This is a genomic window from Komagataeibacter swingsii (assembly GCF_003207895.1).
GTDB lineage: Bacteria > Pseudomonadota > Alphaproteobacteria > Acetobacterales > Acetobacteraceae > Komagataeibacter > Komagataeibacter swingsii.
In genome coordinates, this window is the sequence record NZ_NKUB01000021.1 from 1 (window position 1) to 19,524 (window position 19,524).

General features: G+C 55.8%; 29 protein-coding genes and 1 pseudogene. 9 read left to right on the forward strand and 21 right to left on the reverse strand.

The window, feature by feature from the left end; genetic code table 11:
• Positions 1 to 69 precede the first annotated feature (69 nt).
• The 6 genes and pseudogenes from CFR76_RS13140 to CFR76_RS13160 all read left to right on the forward strand — a co-directional run bounded on the left by CFR76_RS13140 (position 70) and on the right by CFR76_RS13160 (position 4,451).
• Positions 70 to 408: a hypothetical protein gene (locus CFR76_RS13140; protein ID WP_244191945.1), complete on the forward strand. Its 339-nt coding sequence runs from the start codon at positions 70 to 72 to the stop codon at positions 406 to 408.
• Positions 409 to 459: 51 nt separating this feature from the next.
• Positions 460 to 636: pseudogene (traD, locus tag CFR76_RS13145) on the forward strand (conjugal transfer protein TraD); the annotation flags it as partial.
• 2 nt (positions 637 to 638) lie between these two features.
• The gene (locus CFR76_RS13150; RefSeq protein WP_110557449.1) at positions 639 to 1,142 is read left to right on the forward strand and encodes a MucR family transcriptional regulator; all 504 of its coding nucleotides are present in this window, start codon (positions 639 to 641) and stop codon (positions 1,140 to 1,142) included.
• A gap of 25 nt (positions 1,143 to 1,167) precedes the next feature.
• On the forward strand, positions 1,168 to 1,341 hold the full coding sequence (locus CFR76_RS18135; RefSeq protein ID WP_162853814.1) for a hypothetical protein: 174 nt from the start codon (positions 1,168 to 1,170) through the stop codon (positions 1,339 to 1,341).
• Positions 1,342 to 1,614: 273 nt separating this feature from the next.
• The gene (locus CFR76_RS13155) at positions 1,615 to 2,139 is read left to right on the forward strand and encodes a hypothetical protein (RefSeq protein ID WP_010511274.1); all 525 of its coding nucleotides are present in this window, start codon (positions 1,615 to 1,617) and stop codon (positions 2,137 to 2,139) included.
• 251 nt (positions 2,140 to 2,390) lie between these two features.
• Positions 2,391 to 4,451 carry a phospholipase D family protein gene (locus tag CFR76_RS13160; protein ID WP_110557450.1) on the forward strand — a complete coding sequence of 687 codons (2,061 nt, stop codon included), beginning with the start codon at positions 2,391 to 2,393 and terminating at the stop codon, positions 4,449 to 4,451.
• A 44-nt stretch (positions 4,452 to 4,495) separates the two neighbouring features.
• Here the strand turns inward: CFR76_RS13160 and CFR76_RS13165 are convergent, their stop codons facing one another.
• Genes CFR76_RS13165 through CFR76_RS13175 form a run of 3 tightly spaced genes read right to left on the reverse strand, consistent with a single transcriptional unit; the run spans position 4,496 to position 5,405 of the window.
• On the reverse strand, positions 4,496 to 4,882 hold the full coding sequence (locus tag CFR76_RS13165) for a type II toxin-antitoxin system VapC family toxin (RefSeq protein WP_110557451.1): 387 nt from the start codon (positions 4,880 to 4,882) through the stop codon (positions 4,496 to 4,498).
• Positions 4,879 to 5,124, reverse strand: coding sequence for a type II toxin-antitoxin system Phd/YefM family antitoxin (locus CFR76_RS13170; RefSeq protein WP_110557452.1), 246 nt, complete (start codon positions 5,122 to 5,124; stop codon positions 4,879 to 4,881). Before CFR76_RS13170 ends, CFR76_RS13165 begins: the two co-directional genes overlap by 4 nt.
• A complete protein-coding gene (locus tag CFR76_RS13175) occupies positions 5,076 to 5,405 on the reverse strand; it encodes a type II toxin-antitoxin system HicA family toxin (protein WP_110557453.1) in 330 nt (109 codons plus the stop codon). Before CFR76_RS13175 ends, CFR76_RS13170 begins: the two co-directional genes overlap by 49 nt.
• A gap of 72 nt (positions 5,406 to 5,477) precedes the next feature.
• Between CFR76_RS13175 and CFR76_RS18140 the strand changes: the two genes are divergently transcribed.
• Entirely contained in the window at positions 5,478 to 5,630 is a 153-nt protein-coding gene (locus CFR76_RS18140; protein ID WP_165165566.1) for a hypothetical protein, read from the forward strand.
• Between the two features lie 29 nt (positions 5,631 to 5,659).
• Here the strand turns inward: CFR76_RS18140 and CFR76_RS13180 are convergent, their stop codons facing one another.
• The 18 genes from CFR76_RS13180 to CFR76_RS13265 all read right to left on the reverse strand — a co-directional run bounded on the left by CFR76_RS13180 (position 5,660) and on the right by CFR76_RS13265 (position 15,212).
• Positions 5,660 to 5,983 (reverse strand): type II toxin-antitoxin system PemK/MazF family toxin, encoded by a 324-nt coding sequence (locus CFR76_RS13180; protein ID WP_110557454.1) that lies wholly within the window; start codon positions 5,981 to 5,983, stop codon positions 5,660 to 5,662.
• Positions 5,980 to 6,198 (reverse strand): antitoxin MazE family protein, encoded by a 219-nt coding sequence (locus tag CFR76_RS13185; RefSeq protein ID WP_010518053.1) that lies wholly within the window; start codon positions 6,196 to 6,198, stop codon positions 5,980 to 5,982. Before CFR76_RS13185 ends, CFR76_RS13180 begins: the two co-directional genes overlap by 4 nt.
• Before the next feature lie 219 nt (positions 6,199 to 6,417).
• The gene (locus CFR76_RS13190; RefSeq protein WP_110557455.1) at positions 6,418 to 6,804 is read right to left on the reverse strand and encodes a DUF2442 domain-containing protein; all 387 of its coding nucleotides are present in this window, start codon (positions 6,802 to 6,804) and stop codon (positions 6,418 to 6,420) included.
• Between the two features lie 92 nt (positions 6,805 to 6,896).
• Entirely contained in the window at positions 6,897 to 7,256 is a 360-nt protein-coding gene (locus tag CFR76_RS13195; protein WP_239019504.1) for a helix-turn-helix domain-containing protein, read from the reverse strand.
• 61 nt (positions 7,257 to 7,317) lie between these two features.
• Positions 7,318 to 7,635, reverse strand: coding sequence for a hypothetical protein (locus CFR76_RS18145; RefSeq protein WP_167402144.1), 318 nt, complete (start codon positions 7,633 to 7,635; stop codon positions 7,318 to 7,320).
• Positions 7,636 to 7,697: 62 nt separating this feature from the next.
• Positions 7,698 to 7,883, reverse strand: a complete 186-nt coding sequence (locus tag CFR76_RS13205) for a PIN domain-containing protein (RefSeq protein WP_110557456.1) — start codon at positions 7,881 to 7,883, stop codon at positions 7,698 to 7,700.
• Positions 7,880 to 8,125, reverse strand: coding sequence for a FitA-like ribbon-helix-helix domain-containing protein (locus CFR76_RS13210; protein ID WP_026019917.1), 246 nt, complete (start codon positions 8,123 to 8,125; stop codon positions 7,880 to 7,882). Before CFR76_RS13210 ends, CFR76_RS13205 begins: the two co-directional genes overlap by 4 nt.
• 283 nt (positions 8,126 to 8,408) lie before the next feature.
• Positions 8,409 to 9,122: a hypothetical protein gene (locus CFR76_RS17795; RefSeq protein ID WP_146222685.1), complete on the reverse strand. Its 714-nt coding sequence runs from the start codon at positions 9,120 to 9,122 to the stop codon at positions 8,409 to 8,411.
• A gap of 329 nt (positions 9,123 to 9,451) precedes the next feature.
• A complete protein-coding gene (locus CFR76_RS18770; protein WP_081500462.1) occupies positions 9,452 to 9,706 on the reverse strand; it encodes a hypothetical protein in 255 nt (84 codons plus the stop codon).
• A gap of 76 nt (positions 9,707 to 9,782) precedes the next feature.
• The gene (locus CFR76_RS13225; protein ID WP_019087452.1) at positions 9,783 to 10,199 is read right to left on the reverse strand and encodes a type II toxin-antitoxin system HicB family antitoxin; all 417 of its coding nucleotides are present in this window, start codon (positions 10,197 to 10,199) and stop codon (positions 9,783 to 9,785) included.
• A 10-nt stretch (positions 10,200 to 10,209) separates the two neighbouring features.
• Positions 10,210 to 10,389, reverse strand: a complete 180-nt coding sequence (locus tag CFR76_RS13230) for a type II toxin-antitoxin system HicA family toxin (RefSeq protein ID WP_019087453.1) — start codon at positions 10,387 to 10,389, stop codon at positions 10,210 to 10,212.
• Positions 10,390 to 11,225: 836 nt separating this feature from the next.
• The gene (locus tag CFR76_RS13235; protein ID WP_081500447.1) at positions 11,226 to 12,176 is read right to left on the reverse strand and encodes a replication initiator protein A; all 951 of its coding nucleotides are present in this window, start codon (positions 12,174 to 12,176) and stop codon (positions 11,226 to 11,228) included.
• Positions 12,173 to 12,493, reverse strand: coding sequence for a hypothetical protein (locus tag CFR76_RS13240; protein ID WP_202898835.1), 321 nt, complete (start codon positions 12,491 to 12,493; stop codon positions 12,173 to 12,175). Before CFR76_RS13240 ends, CFR76_RS13235 begins: the two co-directional genes overlap by 4 nt.
• The gene (locus tag CFR76_RS13245) at positions 12,490 to 13,143 is read right to left on the reverse strand and encodes a ParA family protein (RefSeq protein WP_019092320.1); all 654 of its coding nucleotides are present in this window, start codon (positions 13,141 to 13,143) and stop codon (positions 12,490 to 12,492) included. Before CFR76_RS13245 ends, CFR76_RS13240 begins: the two co-directional genes overlap by 4 nt.
• A 374-nt stretch (positions 13,144 to 13,517) precedes the next feature.
• Complete coding sequence (locus CFR76_RS13250; RefSeq protein ID WP_110557457.1) at positions 13,518 to 13,937, reverse strand: putative toxin-antitoxin system toxin component, PIN family; 420 nt, start codon at positions 13,935 to 13,937, stop codon at positions 13,518 to 13,520.
• Between the two features lie 3 nt (positions 13,938 to 13,940).
• Complete coding sequence (locus tag CFR76_RS13255) at positions 13,941 to 14,195, reverse strand: ribbon-helix-helix domain-containing protein (RefSeq protein ID WP_019092318.1); 255 nt, start codon at positions 14,193 to 14,195, stop codon at positions 13,941 to 13,943.
• Positions 14,196 to 14,283: 88 nt separating this feature from the next.
• Complete coding sequence (locus tag CFR76_RS13260) at positions 14,284 to 14,919, reverse strand: tyrosine-type recombinase/integrase (protein ID WP_110557458.1); 636 nt, start codon at positions 14,917 to 14,919, stop codon at positions 14,284 to 14,286.
• Complete coding sequence (locus tag CFR76_RS13265; RefSeq protein ID WP_110557459.1) at positions 14,916 to 15,212, reverse strand: WGR domain-containing protein; 297 nt, start codon at positions 15,210 to 15,212, stop codon at positions 14,916 to 14,918. The genes CFR76_RS13260 and CFR76_RS13265 overlap by 4 nt, the downstream gene beginning before the upstream one ends.
• A 396-nt stretch (positions 15,213 to 15,608) precedes the next feature.
• Here CFR76_RS13265 and CFR76_RS13270 point away from each other — a divergent pair, with 396 nt between their 5' ends.
• Together CFR76_RS13270 and CFR76_RS13275 are read left to right on the forward strand one after the other, a co-directional pair.
• Complete coding sequence (locus CFR76_RS13270; protein ID WP_019087542.1) at positions 15,609 to 17,183, forward strand: Fic family protein; 1,575 nt, start codon at positions 15,609 to 15,611, stop codon at positions 17,181 to 17,183.
• 332 nt (positions 17,184 to 17,515) lie between these two features.
• The gene (locus CFR76_RS13275) at positions 17,516 to 18,709 is read left to right on the forward strand and encodes a Fic family protein (RefSeq protein ID WP_110557460.1); all 1,194 of its coding nucleotides are present in this window, start codon (positions 17,516 to 17,518) and stop codon (positions 18,707 to 18,709) included.
• Positions 18,710 to 19,524: the final 815 nt, after the last annotated feature.

The window sequence follows — 19,524 nt, forward strand, 5'->3', positions numbered from 1 at the left end:
CCTCCTGATGAGCGACGATATCGACGCTTTCCTGCGCGCTTTTGAAAAAGGACCCGCACAGGAAAAATCATGATGCAAAAACTGTTTTTGCTCCTTGTTGTTGTCCTGCCGATCCTCTTCCGGCCTGCTTCAGGCTTTGCCCAGGGCAGAGGAGACTGGCTGCCTCAGTCGGACGTTAAATCTCCCTATGCGGCCTTGTCTGTTCCGACAGCACTGAAGCCGGTGCCGGATTCTCTGGCGAGCCTGTTGACCAAAGGCTATCGGATCACGACCACAGCGGATTATGGCGGCTCAGGAGCCCTCTTCACGCTGGTCTGGCAAAGGCAGACCGTAATCTGTGTTCTGACAGCGCCTGTGCCAGGCACGGATCAGAACGTCCCGACATCGCGCTGCTGGGCCCTGAACTGAGTTGTGCAGGCCGGACAGATTGGAAACCGTATCTTACGCGACATCCGCTGGCTGACCGATGACGACCGCGCAACCCTGTTCGAAGCCTTCCTGGATATTGCAGGGCGGCTTCAGGGCGGCGATGATACCGCTTCGGTTGACCTGACAGCACGCTGGAGACATGCGGGGCTTCATGCCTTCGACAGGCACCGGAAACAGGACAGGACAGGACAACACAGGCAGACGTGACCATGACCGACCACGAGACACGATCATCCGGAGCTGACACAGTGCGCGAGCTTACGACCCGGATTGTCACAGCCTATGTCAGCAGTCACACGGTTCCGGCGGATACCCTGCCCGGCCTCATCGCCACGGTGTTTCAGGCCCTCGGAAGTCTGGGACAGGCGACGACCGGAACACCGGATCTGGTGCCAGCCGTACCTGTGAAGAAATCGGTCTTTCCGGATTACATTGTCTGTCTGGAGGACGGGAAGAAGCTGAAGATGCTCAAGCGTCATCTCCAGTCCGCCTATGGCATGACGCCGCAGCAGTATCGCGAAAAATGGGGCCTGCCTGAAAGCTACCCGATGGTGGCTCCTGACTATGCGGCCCGACGCTCTGCCCTGGCACAGGAAATCGGACTGGGGCGGACCATCAAGGCGACACCGGAACCTTCGCACTTACCGGAAGCTGAAGCTCCGGTCACACGCCTGCCAGAGAAGAAACGCGGACGCAGGCCAAAACTGGCCTGAAGGTCCAAACAAGGAGAAACGGGACATGAAGACGGATCATACCGATCGCGATGACTGGGAAGCCTGGAAGGACGAAGCCACACGCCGGTCCCTCGCCCAGGTCGAGGCCGGATTGGGGATCAGTGCGAAAGCCATGAAGGCATGGGCCAGTAGCCTTGGCACGGATAACCCGCTCCCCCTGCCACAACCCGGGCAATAAGGGTAACGCTCTCGCACACCGCAGGAAGGTGGCGCAGAGTGCAATGGTCACGACTATCCCTGATGCATTGATGGAACGACCGTTTCACGACCCTACGGCTACCCATGTGACGACCCATCGACATACCCAAGGCCGACATCGCGCCTACCCATAAGTAGTGGTTCTTCATACACCATTGCACCGTTGGTGCGGGCAGCATGAAAAAGGGGCCATTAATAAGTGCTCCTTGGGAAGCCCCCACCCGCTTGGATCCCGCTGCTGAAGACAATTCGAATGGAGATGTTTTTTTATGCCTGGTCGCATGACGGTCATCCAGCCTTTCGCGATCCGGCTGCTTCTGGCCGGCATGATCGTGAGAAAGATTCCATGCTTCAACCCGCTCCTGCTTTCCTGCATGCGGCCGACTTCAGGAACCTGCCCCTGCGCTTCTTCGCGCCACCGTCCGGGCGACCTGATCTACCCTGGGTCGCGATCAGCGATCTTCTGTCCCTGTCACGCCTGACCAGACACCAGCAACAGGTCACACTGACCATGTTCCGCAACGGGGACTTCCAGGCGCTCTTTCGGACCGTGACACATGACGACGATATTCTAGTGGTCTGCCCGGTTCTTTATGCCCGGGAGATCTGTCATGCTTTCCAGGATGAGGGACTGATCGATGCAGACCTCAATGATTTTTTCATTCGAACGAACAAGACGGCTTTCAGGAAACAGCAGGAGAGCATGCCGGACCGTGACCCGGCATGGTTTTTCCAGGCCATGGGTGCCCATGCCGATTTTTCATGGCCTCAGACATAGCGTCACCTGATCGGCATGAAAGGAAGCCTGTGCATGGCTTCCTTTCATGCGAATTCTATTCTTTCCCGTTCTATCGAAATCTACTCTGTATGGGCATATGCTTCACGTATCCACCGCCCTCAACCGCCGTGTGGCAACAAGCATCACCTGACGCCGAAAAAATGACATTTCTCCCTATCGTGATCCCACGCTGGTCCTCAGTCGCGCAATCGTAGGTGGTCTCATCCCCTTCATGCCTGCCGGAGCCCCGCATGACGGATCTGCTTTCAGACCTGCCCTCACGACAGCCTGCGCCCCTGACTGTCTTTCAGGCCCGACTGGACGCACATGCTCAGCAGAACTGGCAGGACGTGTTCGCAGGTTTTTCCACGCTTCGGGCCATTACCTTTTCCAGTTCTCTGGAATTCCTGCTCGACCTTGCCGAACAGTTCGAAGACATGGAAATCATCTTCGGCGCCGAGCATATCCTGACCAAAACCCACCTGGCCCTTGTCCAGGCCAGCCAGGTTTTTGAAGCCTATGGGTTCCGGGACTGCCTGGCTGACCAGAAATCCCTTGTGGAAGGCTTGCGCCAGCTTCTCGGGTCACGCAGCAGCCTCTTCCTGCCGCGCCTGCATGATGGCACGCTGCGCTTCCGGCTGATGACCGGCCGCCCCAGTCATGAAAAGCTCTACCTTCTGTCCGGCCCTGATGGCCACCGGGTAGTTACGGGGTCCGCCAATCTCAGCCTGTCCGCCTTCCATGCCCGCCAGCACGAAGTGATCATCACCTTTGATGATCCAACCGCATGGCACGTGTTCGAAGACTATTACCAACGCGATTACAGACAGAGCGTGCCGGTTGAAGACGAAATCCTGATCGGCGTTTCTCCGACTGCGAAAGCAGGGCAGGCGGCTATCCGGACGGACTCGATCCCCTACGAGGACGTGCCCATCGTCCGGGCCATCCGGGCCGGGCTTGCGCATGTCGAACAGGGCGGCATCCCCATGCCGGACGGCTTTTCCGCCACAGCCCTGCGCATGGCACAGCGCCTGCGGCAGGAACTGGAAACCGTGCCCTTGCCCATGAACCGCAAGGGCATGGCCCTTGTCACACCCAGAACGGTCTCGACCTTCCTGCAGGCCCGCAACAACCTGCCCGCACCGGATCGTCCGGCAGATGACATCCCACACGCGACCCTGTCGGTCCGGACGGGCGAAGTCCATCTGAATGACCGGTTATGGCTGTCGGAAAAGGAGACCATACCAGCCGCGCAGGTCGCGCGGGATGCGTGCATGCTGGTCGCCTATATCAGCAGTTTCGCGGCGTTTTATGGCAACAGCCAGAGTGCCATGGCGTCCTACTGGGCTTTTCTGGTCTGGCTCTATATGGCGCCTTTTGCCGCTTTCCTGCGGCAGGGAGCCGTCATCAACCATATCGACCCGTGGCTCTATCCTCCCTATGCCGTGCTGTATGGCCGCTCCAGCGGGGGCAAGACCCTGTTCACGCGAATCATCGCACAATCCATGTTCGGGATCGTCAAGAGCATCCGCTCATCGGACTTTACCGCACAACGTGCGCTGGCCCTGCGCTTCGGGCTGGGAGCCATTCCATTGCTGATCGACGATGTCACTCCTGACCGGATGGGCAAATACGTGCCGGACATGGTCCGTACCGATCATGACATGGCCGAACGCTATGCCCCGATTGTCCTGACCACCAACAAGGATGTCACCAGCATTTCCGCCGATCTTACCAAGCGGATGGTGACCTGCCATATCGATGCCTCCCTACCCGACAGTCGTGCGCTCCAGACAGAAAGCCCCCGCCGCCTGCAAAAGGAGATCGGCACCGCCCTTTATCGCCAGTATCTGACCCTCATGCTCCCCCAGATCCGCGCCATGCGGATCGAGATGGATCAGGGTGCGGGCAAGACCATTCCGGATGCCTTCGCCATCTCCTCACGCATCCTGCTTTCCCTGCTGAAGCAGCACGTCTCTCCCCGCCCCGACTGGGCCTGTCCGCTCTCGTACCGGACCTATCAGGCAATGCGGGCCATCCAGTTCCAGCGCATCCTTGTCGAGATGATCGGAAGCCACCCTGAAAACATCATCCTGTCACGGGACAAACGTTTCATGCGGGTGCGTTTTGGCGGTGACATTCGCCAGGCTGTGGCATTCGAAAAATCCGTGCCGGAATTCGTCTTCAAGGGCCGTATCGCGGATACGGTCAAGCTGGACCTGCTGGCCATGGAAGAAGAACTGGGCTTCTCACCAGTCCGCAATACCTCCCTGCTGGGGCGTGTCGTAAAAGCCTGGAAAAAACCCGGATAAGCCAACAACGATGCGTGCCACCCGCGATCATCCGGTTTCAACGCTCAGACGGTCCTGATGGGACCTGAATAAGCCTGCACGAATGGATCATGGGTCAGGAGGAGCAGGCCCTCCACCGTGGCCTGGGCGATCAGGATACGGTCGAAGGGATCGCGATGGACATCGGGAAGTTGTCCGACCGCCACGGCATGCTGGCTGGTAACAGGCAGTTCCTCGTAATCGTTCTCGATGAGGCCGCGCCGCAACAGGTGCGGATCCACCTGGAAGTCTGCCCGGCCGAGCCCGGCCTTGATGGTGACTTCCCACAGACTGGCGGCACTGAACACCAGCATGTTCTCCGGATTTTCCATGAGAGCCCTGGCGTCAGTGGAGAGTTTCTCAGGTTCTCCAGCCGCCCAGAGGAGCAGATGGGTATCGAGCAGAAGCCTCATGCCTGCCCATCGAACAACGAACCGATCTCGTCCTGTCCCATGTGATCGAAATCGTCCGGCACCTGCATCTTGCCTGCAAGGAAGCCCAGGCGTTGCTTGTGCTGTTGTTCCGGAGCGGAGATAGGGCTCACCCGTACAACCGGTTTACCGGCCTTGGCGATGATAAAGCTCTCGCCTTTCATTGCAGCGTCGATCAGCCGGGACAGGTGCGTCTTGGCTTCATGGATATTAACGGTTCGCATGGGGCACCCCTTTGGCTTAGCCAAATCAACTTAGTTAGGTTAAGCTGAATGAGCAAGAAAACAGCTTTTGTCGATCTCATCAACGATGGTCGTATCATCATGCCCGCCTGCTTGCGGATGGCGGCGACCAACCCAGTGCCCAGATCCCTTCTGGGAAGAGGAACAACCACGATTCCTGGTCGCGACGGATGTTTGAAGACGCTATATGAACCGTGCACGCAATCCAGCTTCCAGCACACGACCTCATCCCTGTTCAGCAGAAACCATATGATGTGGGACATAGCTCTCGCTGAAGGTCTATTGCTGCGACAGCGGTTGCTGTCGAAGCAATATCTGGCAATGGAGACATGATCATGACTGATCTTTCCAATGAACTGGCTGCCAAAAGGGTTGCAATTCGCCAGGCCCGGGCCAGCACGAAACCCGCTGTCCCGGCCGATCAGGTGCTTGTGATCCTGAAAGCCGATCTGGCAAAGGTTCAGGCAGCAATTGACGCCACAACATAACCTGCAAATGCCCCTGGGGAAGGATGGGCCTACGCCAGTCCGAGGAAAAGGGCGAGCGCCCGACTGACAGACAGCATGAGGGTATCGCTGGCGATCCCGAAAGCCGGGCCAACCTTCTCGCGGTTGATGGTGGTCGGCTTGTCGATCATGACCTGTGATAGCTTACGTAGTCCATTGTGCTCATCAGGCCGGATTGTCAGGCGAAGCAGGGGAGCGTCCACAAGGGCGCTGGAGAGGGGCAGGAGGATCACGACAGCTGTCATGTCGAACCGATCAGCCTGCACCACCAATGCAGGCTGGGGTTTGCCGAGATCGTCCTGCAGGGCAACGGTTACAAAGTCGCCTCGCTTCATGCCTCCCAGCCATCCAGATCGGCGGCAGCGGCATCGAGGAAAGAGGCAATATCTGGCTCATGCGTGTCAGCCAGGGCTACCAGCATGGCCTGCCGGCGGCATTCCTCGTCAAACCCCTTTGCCCGTGTATCGGGAACCCAGATTTGGACAGGGCGCAGTCCAGCCTTGCGGAGCGTGTCTCGACGCTTCTTTACGCGAATGGCAACAGGGGTCATAGTGCATCCTCTCCGTTACATGTAACACAATGAGCGCTCAGGTTTAATGTTTCTGGTTGAGCAGGAACTCATTGTTTGAGGGCACCGCACGATCTGCACGCCAAGCCGCCAATGCGCACGTCCCGCTCAGTCATACTCAACCGGGAGAGCATGCTGGCGTCCACACCCCATAATGCCTTGAGCAGAGCCCGTTTTCATATGCTTCGCGCTCATGGGTCGTTACCGTGTCTTATCGCTACCTTTTTCGGCCGCCGCCTTGGCATTACTGGCGGACGATCCCCCTGCACATCCCATTTGTGCTGCCATCCAGCTTCGGGAACCGTAGATATCGTGGATCAGGCCTTCGACCAGAACATCGGCATCAAGGCGGGGCCAGTGAAGGCCGTTACCAAGCGGGGTCATCTCGATCTTGGCCAGATCATTCAGGGAAGCGCCCTGCAAACCCTGCAACAAGTCCACTGGCACACTCATCTCAACGCCATTCGAGAGCGTGACGTGAATGGCGCGGCGTGCACGGATAAACCTTGCAGACACCACATGGGGAACAGTCGCTCTATGGAGCGCACCTGCTTCACGAGCAGCCTGATAATCCACTTTATTCATCATGTATCTTCCCCGCCGCTTCCTATGACCGACGCCCCGGCGGTATCGGGAGAAAGGGGACCTGAGGATCCAGAACAAGCCGGACCTGTCGAAATTTACTCCGTATGGGCGTAGGCTTCACGCACGGCTTCCGGCCGATTGGAAATGGCCCGCAGATAACTTTTTGCAGCGGTATCTGGCGTACGTTCCCCGCTTTCCCATCCTTTGATGGTTTCCTCTTCCAGACCATACCAGAGCGCGAACTGTCGGCGACTGAGCTTCAGACGCCGACGAATCAGGGCCACATCCACATCGGCCTTGTGATCGACATGGATCGCCCTGATCCCGGCCTTTGCAAGGTCGGAGATAACCGCCTCGATCGTGTCAGTCATGGGCAGCAGAACGATTGCATGCCCTTCCGCCTGTTCCGAGGATTGCCTGATGAGGTCTTCCACCGTCTTCTTGGCGGCCAGCATCGTCAGGCCACGCCTGGACAGCGCCATCGTGACGGCAATGGAATTGAGATCAGGCCATCCCTCACGCGTCAGGGTCAGGGCGAATCTGGCGCGTGAACCGGAACGGACGCGGGATATGGCCCGGACAGGCCCCAGTCGTGCGAATTCTGCCTTCAATGATGATTTCATCGAGATCCATTCCTTCCAGAACGGCCTGTGCGATCGTTTTCAGATTGGCGAACCCGACCCCATTGGCTGTTGCACCGTGGATGTGAGTCTTGGCCAGCTTCATGAATCCTTGGGATCGATCGACACTGAATTCAGCCATGACCATCAGAACGACACCAGGAGCCTGAATAACCAGGGTTGCGATCGGATCACTGCTCTGGTCATCGTCCATTTCGAATGACAGGTCTTCGACTGTCCACCGTGGCCTCATGCTAAATTATAGGTTCAATGAACCTATAATTCAAGCAGATCCCACCGTCGTCCTTCCGGCAGCAGCGCCAACCCATACAGGATATCGGCCTGGGTCATGGTCGTGATGAAGAGGGTCATCATGGACTGACGGGACATACAGGCCAGCACCGCCCCGTCAGGCCCGGAGCACATCAGTTCGGAGAAGATGTTGGTGTCGAGAACGATCACACTCCGAAATCCACATCCCTGATGGCCTCACGGGATACCGCAGGCAGGTCTACCCCTCCCAGCCTGGCAAAGCGTTGGTGGATGGCCTGACCGGCATCCACCTCTTTAGGCACTTCAGCGGAAAGAGCGGAGCACAGGATATCGCGAACCTCTTCCTCCATGGAACGCTCATGCTGTGCTGCGCGCAGACGGAGCCGCAGGTTGAGACTGTCATCGAGATTGCGAATGATCATGACTGCCATAGGAACCTCCAGCAGGCAATGACAGCATTACAGTCACTGACTGCGCATTTTCAATTATCAGGTCAGGTTAGGTGTTTGAGGGAAGAGACGAAATCCCGCACCAAGCTGAAAACGGAAGAGCAGGTCCAAACTGGCCTGAAAATCCCGCCATGCATCACATCGGCTCGCCGACCCCCAAAAACAAAAAAGGCCGCCATAGGCGACCCGTGAACGCAGTTGTTCGATTGTGTGGTGATCCTTGCATATCCTTTCGAAAGGATCAAGGGGGAGATTGTGGCGCAAGCTAGTTATTCATCGAGAACGTCCACGTAATATGCAGATTTCCATTTTTATCAGCTCCCCACGGCGGGGTTGCGCTAGAGCAGCTTCTTTTTGAAATATAGTCCAGAGACGCATCGACAAACGCACTGCCACCCGGATCCGAATTGGCGCTGCAATTTTCTGCATGCCATAGGTCATTTGCCCCCTTCACCACATGGCATTGTAATTTGACCACCGCACTACGCCCCTCTTCCGACATCTCTTCTGGGTATGGTGGCGCACCAATCCGGCATGAAACTGTTTTTTGTGCTGTTCCATATAAAGCTTTTTCGTTGGTTACTCCCCATTGATCCTCCATCGTGCTACGCTCTCTTTCGCTCACCGGAGAGATGTTGATGGCATCTTGAGTTAAGGCACCCGGCGTGCAGAGATTATATTTCTCCATCCGCAGCATACTTATTTGCATAAACTGTGTATTTCCGGTTTTCATATCCGTAGCAATGGAGCGGGCTTCAGTGGCGCATCTTGAGCTTGGCTGATGATATATCGCCCAAGCTCCCCACTTGGCATCATCATCACGAAGACCAGATTGGCGCAATAAAATCTCATCTTGAGCTTGAACCAAATCGGTCAGTTTATCTAATCGAGTCTGCTTTTCTTCCGGCGTTTCTGAAAGAGCAATGGCTGGAATAACGAAAAATATTCCAAATAAAAATGCACATCTACTATATTTCACTATCAGATACTCCAAATGCCGATAGCCCTTTTCCAATCAGTCGGCGAACGGCTTCGGCACGAGTAACATTATGTCTCCTCGCCCAAGCATCAACAGCCCTAACCAAAGGCATTTCAGCGCGCGCGCGAAGCTGCTCGCTTTCAACGGGCGGCCTTCCTCTTTTTTTCTTAGGCTCGTTTAATTTTGACATGATATTTTATAGGCTCATATAAATCGGACGGCAACGGAAATCTCACCTTCCGAAGCCGTCTGGCAGACTATGACCGAGTATGTGCAGACACCAGACGGAGACAGAACGCGGGAACGATTTCTCATTCCCGCGCTGAAGATTACCAGTAATATTCGTGGGGTCGCCGGGTTCCGGTATACGGAAAGACCGCTTCGACAGGATCGAGGTCGCCCTTGATGACCAGGCGGGCAATATGCCTGTCATGATGACGGCCAGGACGGATATTGTGCAGATGGCTGTACCAGTTGGGGGATTCAGAGGCTTCACGTGAGCCTCCATAGCCACAGCGATCCGGCCGGTTGGCCCAGCGATGGTCCCGGCCGTGTCTGCGGCTGTGATGATAGGTGCGAGACATGGGAGCTTCCCCTCCATGACGCACGGAGTGATTTCCGGGCGTACCTACATCGCCCGATCTCCCCTGTTCTGGTTGTTCATTTGCTCCTGATCACCGGCGTAAGTCTTGCCTGCAGGGTCATGGCCGCGATCATGCCGGAACGGCTCTCATGGGATGATCTGGCAAGCGCATCCAGCCGCTCCAGAACGCGCCGGGGAAGGGAGATGTTCGCCCGTTCTACCCGGTCATCGAGGACGGCCGGATCAATGGTGACAAAGCCCACTGTCCAGCCCTCATAATCCGGGTTGTTCTGGATGGCGTCGAGCGTGCTGGGAGAAGGCACAGCCTCTCCGGCATCCAGCGTGGCATCGATCCATGCCGCAGCGGCCTCTTCCGCATTGGAAATGGCTTCATCGAGCGTGTCGCCTGCCGAAAAGCAGCCGGGAAGGTCAGGAAAGACAACACCAAACGCCGTTGTCTCGCTGCCCCGTTCGATAACAACCGGATAGCGCATGATGATCCTCCTAGAGACCCGCCTGTTTGCGGATGGCGGCAACCAGACCGGTGCCCAGATCCTTTTTGGGATGAGGGACGACCACGATCCCTGGTCGCGACGGATGTTTGAAGACGTTGTGTGAACCGCGCACGCGATCCAGCTTCCAGCCTGCTTTTTCCAGCTCCCGGATCAGATCGGCACTTTTCATTTACACATCATACACACGGCCTGATCCTTGTTCAAGAAGGCAGGTAAAAGGATGTGACCTGGCCGTCAATTCCCTGCAATGCCCGTAGAGCGCTCTGGGAGGTCGTACAGAGCGTAATTCCCTCTATGGCCTACCCAACTAGCCACCACGTTCGGTAACGCCTGTACGGTCATCCTGTAGCGCCTGGTTGGCATGCTGCAACATGTGAGTCGCTGAATGACCGTCTGAACTCTATTGTGTCTTGAGCAGATTGCGGTCTTGCCCGGTTTTTCTGGCGTTACAGGCGTCGGGCGAGCGCAGAGCGGGAGCCCCGTAGGGCGCCGAAGGTGCCGACGCAGGCGGGGAGGATGCCAGTGGAGGGACGATGCGTTTATCGCATTGTCACATGATATTTTCACGCCGAAGGCGTGTCCGTTTAGCGCAGCCCTGGAAGGGCGAGCAGGGGGATGCCGGGTGGGAGATCGCGCGAAGCGCGATCGGGGCGGCCGTAGGCCGCGAGCCGGCGGGGGCAGAGCCCCCAAGAGGCGGTGCTTTTTGTTAAGAATTTTGTTAAAATATATAGTTAAAAGAGTTAAGCGCTAAAAATCCTGTAAAAACACTATTGATAACAGAATGTTATGGTTATGGCCGGTGGGTGAAACCACGTGTTTGGGTGGGTGAAACCACGACACTTTGGTGGGTGAAACCACGACACTTTGGTGGGTGAAACCACGACAGTTGACCATACTTATCCACAGGAAAACGCAGCATTCCCTATAGCTTGGGTTGTTTCGAGTCGTAGTAACTCTCATTTTGACTACAGAGAGAACTTACTGGGTGGGTGAAACCACGATAGTTTAACGAGGCCGCCCTCGTGACAAACGATCCATCAACCCATCCACCTCTTCAGCACGCCGACGATCTGCTTCTAAGCGCTCTCTTTCTTTTTCGAGCTTCCTATGCAGCTCAGTCGCTGCCTCAACACCTCGCAACTGAAACATCACTGCCGGTGTGCCTTCAACAGTCTGAGACAACGACATGGTGTAGTCAGGAAGTTGGTCTGCTTCGATGATCTTCCGTAGCATACGATTAAATTCTTTAGGCTGCGCATCGCTACCTGTTTTTTCATGCAGCACCTCGACACGGCATATCCATCCACCTCGCTGCTGACCAGCATGTTTACGTGCGATCCGATAGAGGGCCCGCTCTAATCCACCAGATAAAAGGAAATAATCCTGATGCATTGTCAGCAAGGATCGCTCACTTACAATGCCCTCATAAACCCAGTTTGATAGGGTGATCGTCATACCACGCGGCTGATCTGTGTCTGGATCCACTTCCAGCGTCCATCCATCCAGCCATCCAAACTGAGCCTCATTACGGCGCTTAGGTGCCCGTAATGATGTACGGATAGATGTTGTTTCTAGACGCGAAAGAGCAGCTTGCAATTCCTGATAAGCACGTCCCCCTGTTCCTCGTCGAATGCCGCGCAACAAATCATAGGTTGTTGTTGTAAGCGTTCGCGGAAGATCATTGATCCCCTGCTCTTTCATCCGATTCAATACGGAAGCCGCCCACACAAGAATGTCGGCATCCCATATTGTCGCCATGCCATAAGCTGGCATAGCTTCAACTTTTACCCATGCTTCGCCATTTGGGCTGCGATATTCAATTGGCTTAAGACGTTTACGTTTCTGAAGTGAGAAAAATGGCCGCTCCATCACTTCCCGCTGATCTTTCAACGGAAGATCATTCATTAACGGAATAAAAAAGTCGAACTCGGGGTTCGGATCACGTCGTTTACTCATGGTGCAAACCTGGTGTGCCCTCGCTGCACCAGATATTGGCGCAATAAACGCTCGGTAATGACCGTCAAAGGTTCTCCACCTTCCTCTACACTCAGTTGGCGGAGTGTACGGTGCATATCCTCTGGGATATGGATCAAAACTGGTTTTTTGCCAGGATGACTATTTTTCTTGCGTGGCGAAGGTGCATTCCCATCAAGACGAGATCGGGTAGTAGCCTCTTTCGGCATACTTTCCGCTACAACGGTCGGGGATACAGGGGCACTTTCTTCCTCAAAAATTCCGGCTAATGCCGATGCTTTCTTGGGTTTCACCATCATACCATCTCGCTTAATGGTTTATTCGCATATCCGCTTAGTCGCTTAGCTTCAGCATAAGCAGAGCGTAGTTCAGCTGCGGCCTTACCATCTGGATCCAATTCGACAGCGGTTTTCCCGATCGGTGTTGCTCTATAGAAATCCTTACGAAAATGAAGTTCCGTATCGAACATGGTGACGCTTTTAGCGATGAAGCCCGCTCGAGCATCTTTCCCTTCTGAACCTTGATAAGGAACCTGGGTGAGGATCACAGCAAAAGGTGTTCCTGCTTGCTGAACCTGCTTAATGGTTTGCAGCACAGAATGAACATCCAACCCACGCGGAGCGACTGGGATCACTACAAAGTCAGCTTGTTCTGCCGCCAACATAGCAATGTCTTTTGAGTTTGCAGGCGTATCAATGATGATGAGATCCAGTTTTCCACTCTTACGTCCTCGCGAAACATGCAGGGGCAATCCTGCCACACTGCTATCTTTCACCATTACGTCATCAGCCTCTCGTCTCTCAGACCAATAGAGAGCTGAGCCTTGCCGATCATCAGCATCAAGGATCACAACCGCCGCGCCTTCACTGGCGGCTTCGACAGCAAAAGCCGTTGCAATCGTCGTTTTCGACTGCCCGCCTTTCTGCGCAATCACGGCCCAAGTCTGCATGATGTCTCCTACTAAGCGACTATGCTTTTTATATAGCTTATTCGTTTAGTAGCAAACAACTTTAATCGCATAGTCGCTTAGTTGCGTATTCGCTTAGAATTTATATCGCATCCTAATGCACTCGGCTTCATCAAGGGAGACGTCACGGCTCCCGATCCGCAAGCCATGAAGCCGGACCGGACTAATCAAAGAGCACACCCGCTCAACTATATCGAGTAACTAATTCATAAGGGATGGCAGCAGATACACCTTAACCCGCAGGGCTACACTCGCGTGCCCGTTCCCTTAATCTGCCCCCTTGAGCACGGTACGCCGGTAAAGGTCAGTCTACCGATTGCCCCCAGCTTCTGCTGGGATAGAACCATCTGCCACTCTCACGGCATGATCCCCTGCATGACCAGAAATGCTCTTACTGTAATGATCTTCACACCATCATAGACCCGCAGGTCCAGAATATCGCGCTTGTCGCCCGTTAACAAAAAATCGGCTTTCCCAGCGGATGCCATCGCCAAAAGATAATCGTCATCCGGATCCGGAGAGGCTGCCACGGCAGGAAGATCTACAATAAGAACAGCTAGATCCCGGACTTCATTGACCAGACGGCCGGCGAGGGTGGGCGGCAGACGGGAACGGATCTTGGGATACCGTGTCACGCGCCGCAACTCATCTAGCTGCTCGGTAGAAGTCAGCAGATCGAATTGTCCTGCCCGCCATAGCCCGAGCAGATGCGCTGGCAGGGATTTTTCAGAAAGCAGGGCACTGATGAGAAGATTGGTATCGATGACTAGACGCACGCCTTAGCTGGCCCTGTCCGTTGCCCGCGTAGCGGTCACGGCCTCACCGATCAGATCCTCCAGCGCGTCCGGCTCCATATCTGCGAACCCACTCCGGGCTTCCGCCATTGTCCTGTCGAATACACGCCAGCGCACTGCCTCCTCGATAAAGCGAGACAGGTCGCCTTTCTTCATGCCGCGCTGCGCCAGGAAACTACGTACGGTGATGTCGGTTTCGCGGGAGACTGAAACCGTCCAACGAGTCATATCAGTAGACATATCATATCTCCATATAAGGTCTTATACGCTTATCATGATAAGCGCCTATATATATCTGTGCAATCTGATTTCATCTTCACAAAATGCATTACCCCCACATTTTCCGTGCGATATCCTGCTCCTCGGCGCCGACGGCATCGGCGTAGATGGCGGTGGTGGAGAGCTGGGCGTGACCGAGCCATTTCTGCACCATGTTGAGGGGGATGCCGCTGGAGACGGCGGCGACGCCGAAGGCATGGCGCAGGCCCTTGGGGGACGCGGCCGGGCCGGACAGGCCGGCGGCGTCCATGACCGCATGCACCGCCCGCCAGCCGGTCATGCGGGACCAGGGCCACAGCCGGGCGGCCGCTCCACGGCCCCGCCGGCGCTGGGCCTCGCGGATGCCATGCACCAGATCCAGGGCCTCGAGCAGGGAGGGGGGCACCGGCACGGCGCGATAGATCCCGTCCTGGCGCTTCTTGAGCGTGGCGAACACCAGCACGCCGCCGGCGAGATCCACCCGGTCCGCCGTCAGGGCGAGGGCCTCGGACAGGCGGCAGCCCGACCAGGCCAGGGTCATGCACAGCGTGCGGGCCTCGCGCGGCGCCTGCTCGGCCGCGCGCAGGAAGCGCGCCCGCTCGGCGACCGTGAGGTATTTGCGGCTCCCGTCGCGGTCGAACAGCTGCATCCCGCCGGGGGTGGCTGCCGGGGTCACCCGCTGTCCCTGTTTTTGGGTGCCGCTCATCCGGCTGCCCTGTCGCGATAGCCCCGCCGGCGCTTGCCCCGAAGCTGGCGGGCGAGGGCGTCGAGCGCCTGCCCGGCATCATGATGCAGTTCGCAGACCTGCCGGCCAGCCGTCCCGATCCGCCCCCACTGCCGCACCAGGGCGGTACCGCCAAACAGGTCGGGCTGTAGAGACAGATGGTAGAAGCGCCAGCAGTTGGCGGCCGGATCCACGCGCACCAGCGCCGCCGTTTCGGGGAACAGCGACAGCTGGCAAGGCGGCCGGACAGGGGCCTTCGGGGCGCGTTTGGGCATATGATCCCGAAAAGTGTAACACATGTCCCCCGCCCAGAACAGGAAAACCGCCGCTGACACGGGACGGGCCAGCCGGTTTCAGGGCCGGCCTGTTACACTATTACCCATAGTGTAACAGGTCATGGGTCTGCCACCCCTTGAGACGTTATCACTCTCAATCCAATAGAGCCGACAACTTTAGGGGAACTGCCAGTCCGCTTTCCGACGAATTGTGTTGAAAAGCAGCTGTTTTCGCCAATCTCGGCGCCGTTTAGCGTCGGATCTTGTCAGCCTGCCTTAGCCCGGCTTTTCTGGAGAACCGTTCGCCTACGGCGTAAGTCTTTTCTTGCAATATTGCTGATTTCTAATCGAATATGCGCAATCGTAATCGGTTTTTTCGAATGAGGCGTGTTTCTAATGACGGACGTAGAAAGGTCCACGCTGCTTGGCGGGCGATGGCTCGGCGATAACTTTGGTATCGATCCCTGCTGCGGCTTTCCCGTGACTAGCACGGTCGGTTCGCGCCGGGAGAGCCGCCATCATGGCTTTGAGAGCTACGAAGTTTATCCGGAAAGCATGCGACCCGTTGAGACCCCGGCCGGACATCTTCAGTTCCACCTGCGTTATGAGCCAACCAACCTCGAACTGCTGGCGCGGGTATTCGAGGCGTCAGGTCCTGACTTCGTGCGAGTCTGGATAGAGCGGGAACCGACGGGGCAATACGCGCGCCGCGCCGCCTTCCTTTATGAGTTTCTGACGGGACTAGAACTAGAAACCGAAACGGCGGTCGGTGGCAACTATGTCTCCGCGTTGAATGACAAGCTGGTTGTTACCGCAAACCAGAACCAAGCCATCAATATTAAAAAGTGGCATGTGCGGGATAACATGCCAGGGACAAGGTATTTTTGTCCCTCCATCAGAAAAAGCCGGCCGCTGGAACTTGCCGCAGGTTTCGACATCGCCGCCAGATATACCCGCCTGCAGGAGGATTTCGGCGATGACATGCTCGCGCGGGCGGCAGTCTGGCTCACCAATCGTGAGAGCAAGGCAAGCTTTGCTATCGAGGGCGAGGCTGACCAGACCGACAAGATTTCCCTCTTCAGCCATGTGCTGGCAACCAGAACCGGCAAGGGTGCAATCCCGCTTCTCGGTCCGGCGCTCATTGAACTACAGAAGGATATTATCGGCTCGAAGACGTTCATCAGCAGTTTCGGTCCCAGAAAATCACCAGTTTTTGTAGGCGAGAACACGATACGTGGGGAGGTCGTGCATTATGTGGCGCCACCACCGGAAGACCTGAAGAACATGCTTGATGGACTAGCGGTCTTCCTCGAAAAAACCCAAGGGCAGTCACCCATCCTACGTGCTGCAGTCGCCTCCTTCGGCTTCGTCTACATTCACCCCTTGGCAGACGGGAACGGTCGGACACACCGCTACCTCATCAATGACATTCTCTGCCGGGATAACGCTATCCCGGATGGTGTCATCATTCCGGTGTCCGTTGCCATTATGGACGACAAGACGAGCAGGCGTCACTACGATGCGATCCTTGAGCGCGTCTCAATCCCCCTGATGAGGGTCGCACGCCCGCATGTGTCTTTCGCGTCGGAAAATAAAACCTATCCGGACGGCATTCAGTCCAACCTCGTGTTTACTGGCGATGAAGCTACTCGGCCAGCTTGGCGCTATCCGGATCTTGCGCCGCATGTCGACTATCTTGGGCACGTTATCAAACTCACAATGAACGAGCACATGCAGGAGGAGGCTGACTATCTCCGACGTCACCATAGGGCACGCGGGCTAATCAAGGCCGTGCTGGACATGCCGGACAAGGATGCCGACCGCATCATTCGGAGCTTGCAGTCCAACAACTTTATCGTCGGCAAAGGCCTACGGAAAGAATTCTCAGGACCTGAAGTCATCCGACAAGTCACAGATGAAGAATGGGAAAGCTTTGTTGAGGGCGTGAGATCGGCCTTTCAGACTGACTGAAGCCTGACAGGGCGAGTAAAAGGACAAGGCGCCGTGAACCGCTCTGGATTTGACCGAAACCAATCCTCATACACCTTGTAGCTACATCCGCTTTGAGGCGTCGGAGTACTGCGCTCTGACGTCGGGAAAACGGGCATTAACAATCTGTCCGATAATCCATATTACCGGACAGGTTTGGGGCGGGGAGAATTTTTCATCCACGTCACCTGTAGCCACCCGCACAATCTGGCAGAACCTTACGCAAGGGCCTACTTCTGGCTAACATGATTAAGGTTTTAACATAAATCTTAATCATGTTAGGGAAATCCGGTGTCAGGAAAAGGTTGGGCAGGATGAAGCGTGAGGATCTGGCCGGCGGGATCCGGGAATGTCTGCAGCGGCTGCCCGCCCCCTATGCCCAGCATTACGGGGTCGTGCCCCCGCCGCCGCCTGAAGCGGGCGTTATGCTGGGCGATGCCGCCGCCCGCCATGGGCAGGCCCTGTCCGCCCTGGGTGAAATCGCCGCCCTCGCCCGCACCCTGCCTGATCCGTACCTGATCAGCCGCGTCCTGAGCCGTCAGGAAGCCCTCAGCAGTTCCGCCCTGGAAGGCACCCACAGCACCCTCAATGAGCTTCTGGTGGTCGATGAGGACGACCAGGGCGCTTCCCATGCCACACGGCAGGTCCGCGACTATGCGCGAACCTTGGAGCAGTTCCTGCCACAGGCCTGTAGCGAAGGCCCGGCCTTATTCCGTCTGCCCACCGTGCTGGCGCTCCATCAGGCGGTCATGCAGCACGACCCGGCCTATCGCGGGACACCGGGCACCCTGCGCCAGGACGTGGTCTGGATCGGCGGGACAGGGCATATCGCCTATTCGACCTATAACCCGCCCCCGCCTGACCAGGTGGCAGCCTGTCTGGAGGCCTCCCTGAACTACATGCAGGCCGACGGGATGCAGCAGATGACCCAGTCCCTCATCACCCGGCTGGCCATCGCCCATGCCCATTTCGAGGCCGTGCATCCGTTCAACGACGGCAATGGCCGGGTTGGCCGCCTGCTGCTGCCGCTGATGATGGCCGCTGACGGTCAGGTCCCCCTGTATCTTTCTCCCTATATCGAGGCCCACAGACAGGACTATTACGCGGCGCTCAAACGGGCCCAGCAACGGCTCGACTGGCCGCCCCTGATCGGGTTCCTGTCAGACGCCATCATCCGGACCGTCACCGAAGTGCAGGTCACCCGGCAGGCAACCCAGGCCCTGAAGGCCACATGGCGGCAGCGCCGGGCTTTCCGTAAGGGCTCGGCCGCGCTGCGCGCGCTGGACCTGCTGACCGATTATCCCGTCCTGACGGCCAGCCGCCTTGGCCATCTGCTGGACATCACGCCCCCGGCCGCCCAGACGGCCCTTGCCCAGCTCTGCCAGGTCGGGATACTGACCGAACGCACCGGCCATGCCCGCAACCGGATCTATGCCGCCGAAGACGTGCTCACGATCCTCAATCGTCCCTTCGGGGAAGAACCGGCACTGCCAGACCCATCGTCATAAAAAAACCTCGCTTCACAATATCCGTTTTGACAACTTTAATAAAAATGGCTGGAAGTCTGTCCCATTCAGACTTCCTGACAAAAACCGACATATAGCCCTTATTCTCGCATAGCTTTGCTCTGTCCCAACCTGACTATAATCTGTTTGGGACAAACTTAATTCAAATGGACGACATGGGGGGGATTTTCTTGTCTGGTATCAAGAAAAATGACTAGAAAGCAGTCATTCGTGCAATAGAGGTTCGCGATGGTAATGCGTCCAAGTCAGCCTATCCATCAAGCGTGACGATGCTTTGCAGATGGACGCCTGTATCTAAAAAGTTTTCTACCCGATATACTGGTTTTTCGTAACTGTCTATAAAAGGAACTATCGTTTCAATGAATAAAATTATAAGAAAAATAATTAATGTTGCTGTAAATTATTTAAAACTAAATCATATATTCGGAAATTCCAGCCACAAAGAGAAAATAAAAACTATTGCTTTTGGGAGATTTATACAGGTTATTTTTATAATAATTCCTATAATTGAATATAAATTATTTCACATCAAATCATCTCTTTCTATATATAAATAGTTTTTTTATAATTTATGCGTTATATTCCATTCCCGTTTTTATAATTTACAAGTGCTTTATGGAAAAAACAGATGATGAGGATGCTGGAGTCCAGATTATATTATATCTGGTAGATCTTTTTTCAACTGTGTTTGTGTGTGGAATGGCCCTTAAATTCGGACACAACATAAACTTGCTTCCATAAACATATTTCAATGTCTGCTTTTCGAAAGCATTTTTGATCTCCGATCTGACCAATAT

What these genes read in the sequence shown, in the direction of transcription:
- CFR76_RS18770 (WP_081500462.1), bottom strand. Translation starts at nt 9,706, where the DNA reads ATGTCTCGCACCTATCATCACAGCCGCAGACACGGCCGGGACCATCGC.
- CFR76_RS13255 (WP_019092318.1), bottom strand. Translation starts at nt 14,195, where the DNA reads ATGTCTACTGATATGACTCGTTGGACGGTTTCAGTCTCCCGCGAAACC.
- CFR76_RS13210 (WP_026019917.1), bottom strand. Translation starts at nt 8,125, where the DNA reads ATGGCAGTCATGATCATTCGCAATCTCGATGACAGTCTCAACCTGCGG.
- CFR76_RS13245 (WP_019092320.1), bottom strand. Translation starts at nt 13,143, where the DNA reads ATGCAGACTTGGGCCGTGATTGCGCAGAAAGGCGGGCAGTCGAAAACG.
- CFR76_RS13185 (WP_010518053.1), bottom strand. Translation starts at nt 6,198, where the DNA reads ATGACCCCTGTTGCCATTCGCGTAAAGAAGCGTCGAGACACGCTCCGC.
- CFR76_RS13225 (WP_019087452.1), bottom strand. Translation starts at nt 10,199, where the DNA reads ATGCGCTATCCGGTTGTTATCGAACGGGGCAGCGAGACAACGGCGTTT.
- CFR76_RS13270 (WP_019087542.1), top strand. Translation starts at nt 15,609, where the DNA reads ATGACGGACGTAGAAAGGTCCACGCTGCTTGGCGGGCGATGGCTCGGC.
- CFR76_RS13265 (WP_110557459.1), bottom strand. Translation starts at nt 15,212, where the DNA reads ATGCCCAAACGCGCCCCGAAGGCCCCTGTCCGGCCGCCTTGCCAGCTG.
- CFR76_RS13165 (WP_110557451.1), bottom strand. Translation starts at nt 4,882, where the DNA reads ATGAGGCTTCTGCTCGATACCCATCTGCTCCTCTGGGCGGCTGGAGAA.
- CFR76_RS13230 (WP_019087453.1), bottom strand. Translation starts at nt 10,389, where the DNA reads ATGAAAAGTGCCGATCTGATCCGGGAGCTGGAAAAAGCAGGCTGGAAG.
- CFR76_RS13195 (WP_239019504.1), bottom strand. Translation starts at nt 7,256, where the DNA reads ATGCTGGCCGCCAAGAAGACGGTGGAAGACCTCATCAGGCAATCCTCG.
- CFR76_RS13160 (WP_110557450.1), top strand. Translation starts at nt 2,391, where the DNA reads ATGACGGATCTGCTTTCAGACCTGCCCTCACGACAGCCTGCGCCCCTG.
- CFR76_RS18145 (WP_167402144.1), bottom strand. Translation starts at nt 7,635, where the DNA reads ATGGACGATGACCAGAGCAGTGATCCGATCGCAACCCTGGTTATTCAG.
- CFR76_RS13155 (WP_010511274.1), top strand. Translation starts at nt 1,615, where the DNA reads ATGGAGATGTTTTTTTATGCCTGGTCGCATGACGGTCATCCAGCCTTT.
- CFR76_RS13170 (WP_110557452.1), bottom strand. Translation starts at nt 5,124, where the DNA reads ATGCGAACCGTTAATATCCATGAAGCCAAGACGCACCTGTCCCGGCTG.
- CFR76_RS13190 (WP_110557455.1), bottom strand. Translation starts at nt 6,804, where the DNA reads ATGATGAATAAAGTGGATTATCAGGCTGCTCGTGAAGCAGGTGCGCTC.
- CFR76_RS13275 (WP_110557460.1), top strand. Translation starts at nt 17,516, where the DNA reads ATGAAGCGTGAGGATCTGGCCGGCGGGATCCGGGAATGTCTGCAGCGG.
- CFR76_RS18135 (WP_162853814.1), top strand. Translation starts at nt 1,168, where the DNA reads ATGAAGACGGATCATACCGATCGCGATGACTGGGAAGCCTGGAAGGAC.
- CFR76_RS13240 (WP_202898835.1), bottom strand. Translation starts at nt 12,493, where the DNA reads ATGATGGTGAAACCCAAGAAAGCATCGGCATTAGCCGGAATTTTTGAG.
- CFR76_RS13180 (WP_110557454.1), bottom strand. Translation starts at nt 5,983, where the DNA reads ATGAAGCGAGGCGACTTTGTAACCGTTGCCCTGCAGGACGATCTCGGC.
- CFR76_RS13235 (WP_081500447.1), bottom strand. Translation starts at nt 12,176, where the DNA reads ATGAGTAAACGACGTGATCCGAACCCCGAGTTCGACTTTTTTATTCCG.
- CFR76_RS18140 (WP_165165566.1), top strand. Translation starts at nt 5,478, where the DNA reads ATGACTGATCTTTCCAATGAACTGGCTGCCAAAAGGGTTGCAATTCGC.
- CFR76_RS13140 (WP_244191945.1), top strand. Translation starts at nt 70, where the DNA reads ATGATGCAAAAACTGTTTTTGCTCCTTGTTGTTGTCCTGCCGATCCTC.
- CFR76_RS13260 (WP_110557458.1), bottom strand. Translation starts at nt 14,919, where the DNA reads ATGAGCGGCACCCAAAAACAGGGACAGCGGGTGACCCCGGCAGCCACC.
- CFR76_RS13150 (WP_110557449.1), top strand. Translation starts at nt 639, where the DNA reads ATGACCGACCACGAGACACGATCATCCGGAGCTGACACAGTGCGCGAG.
- CFR76_RS13175 (WP_110557453.1), bottom strand. Translation starts at nt 5,405, where the DNA reads ATGTCCCACATCATATGGTTTCTGCTGAACAGGGATGAGGTCGTGTGC.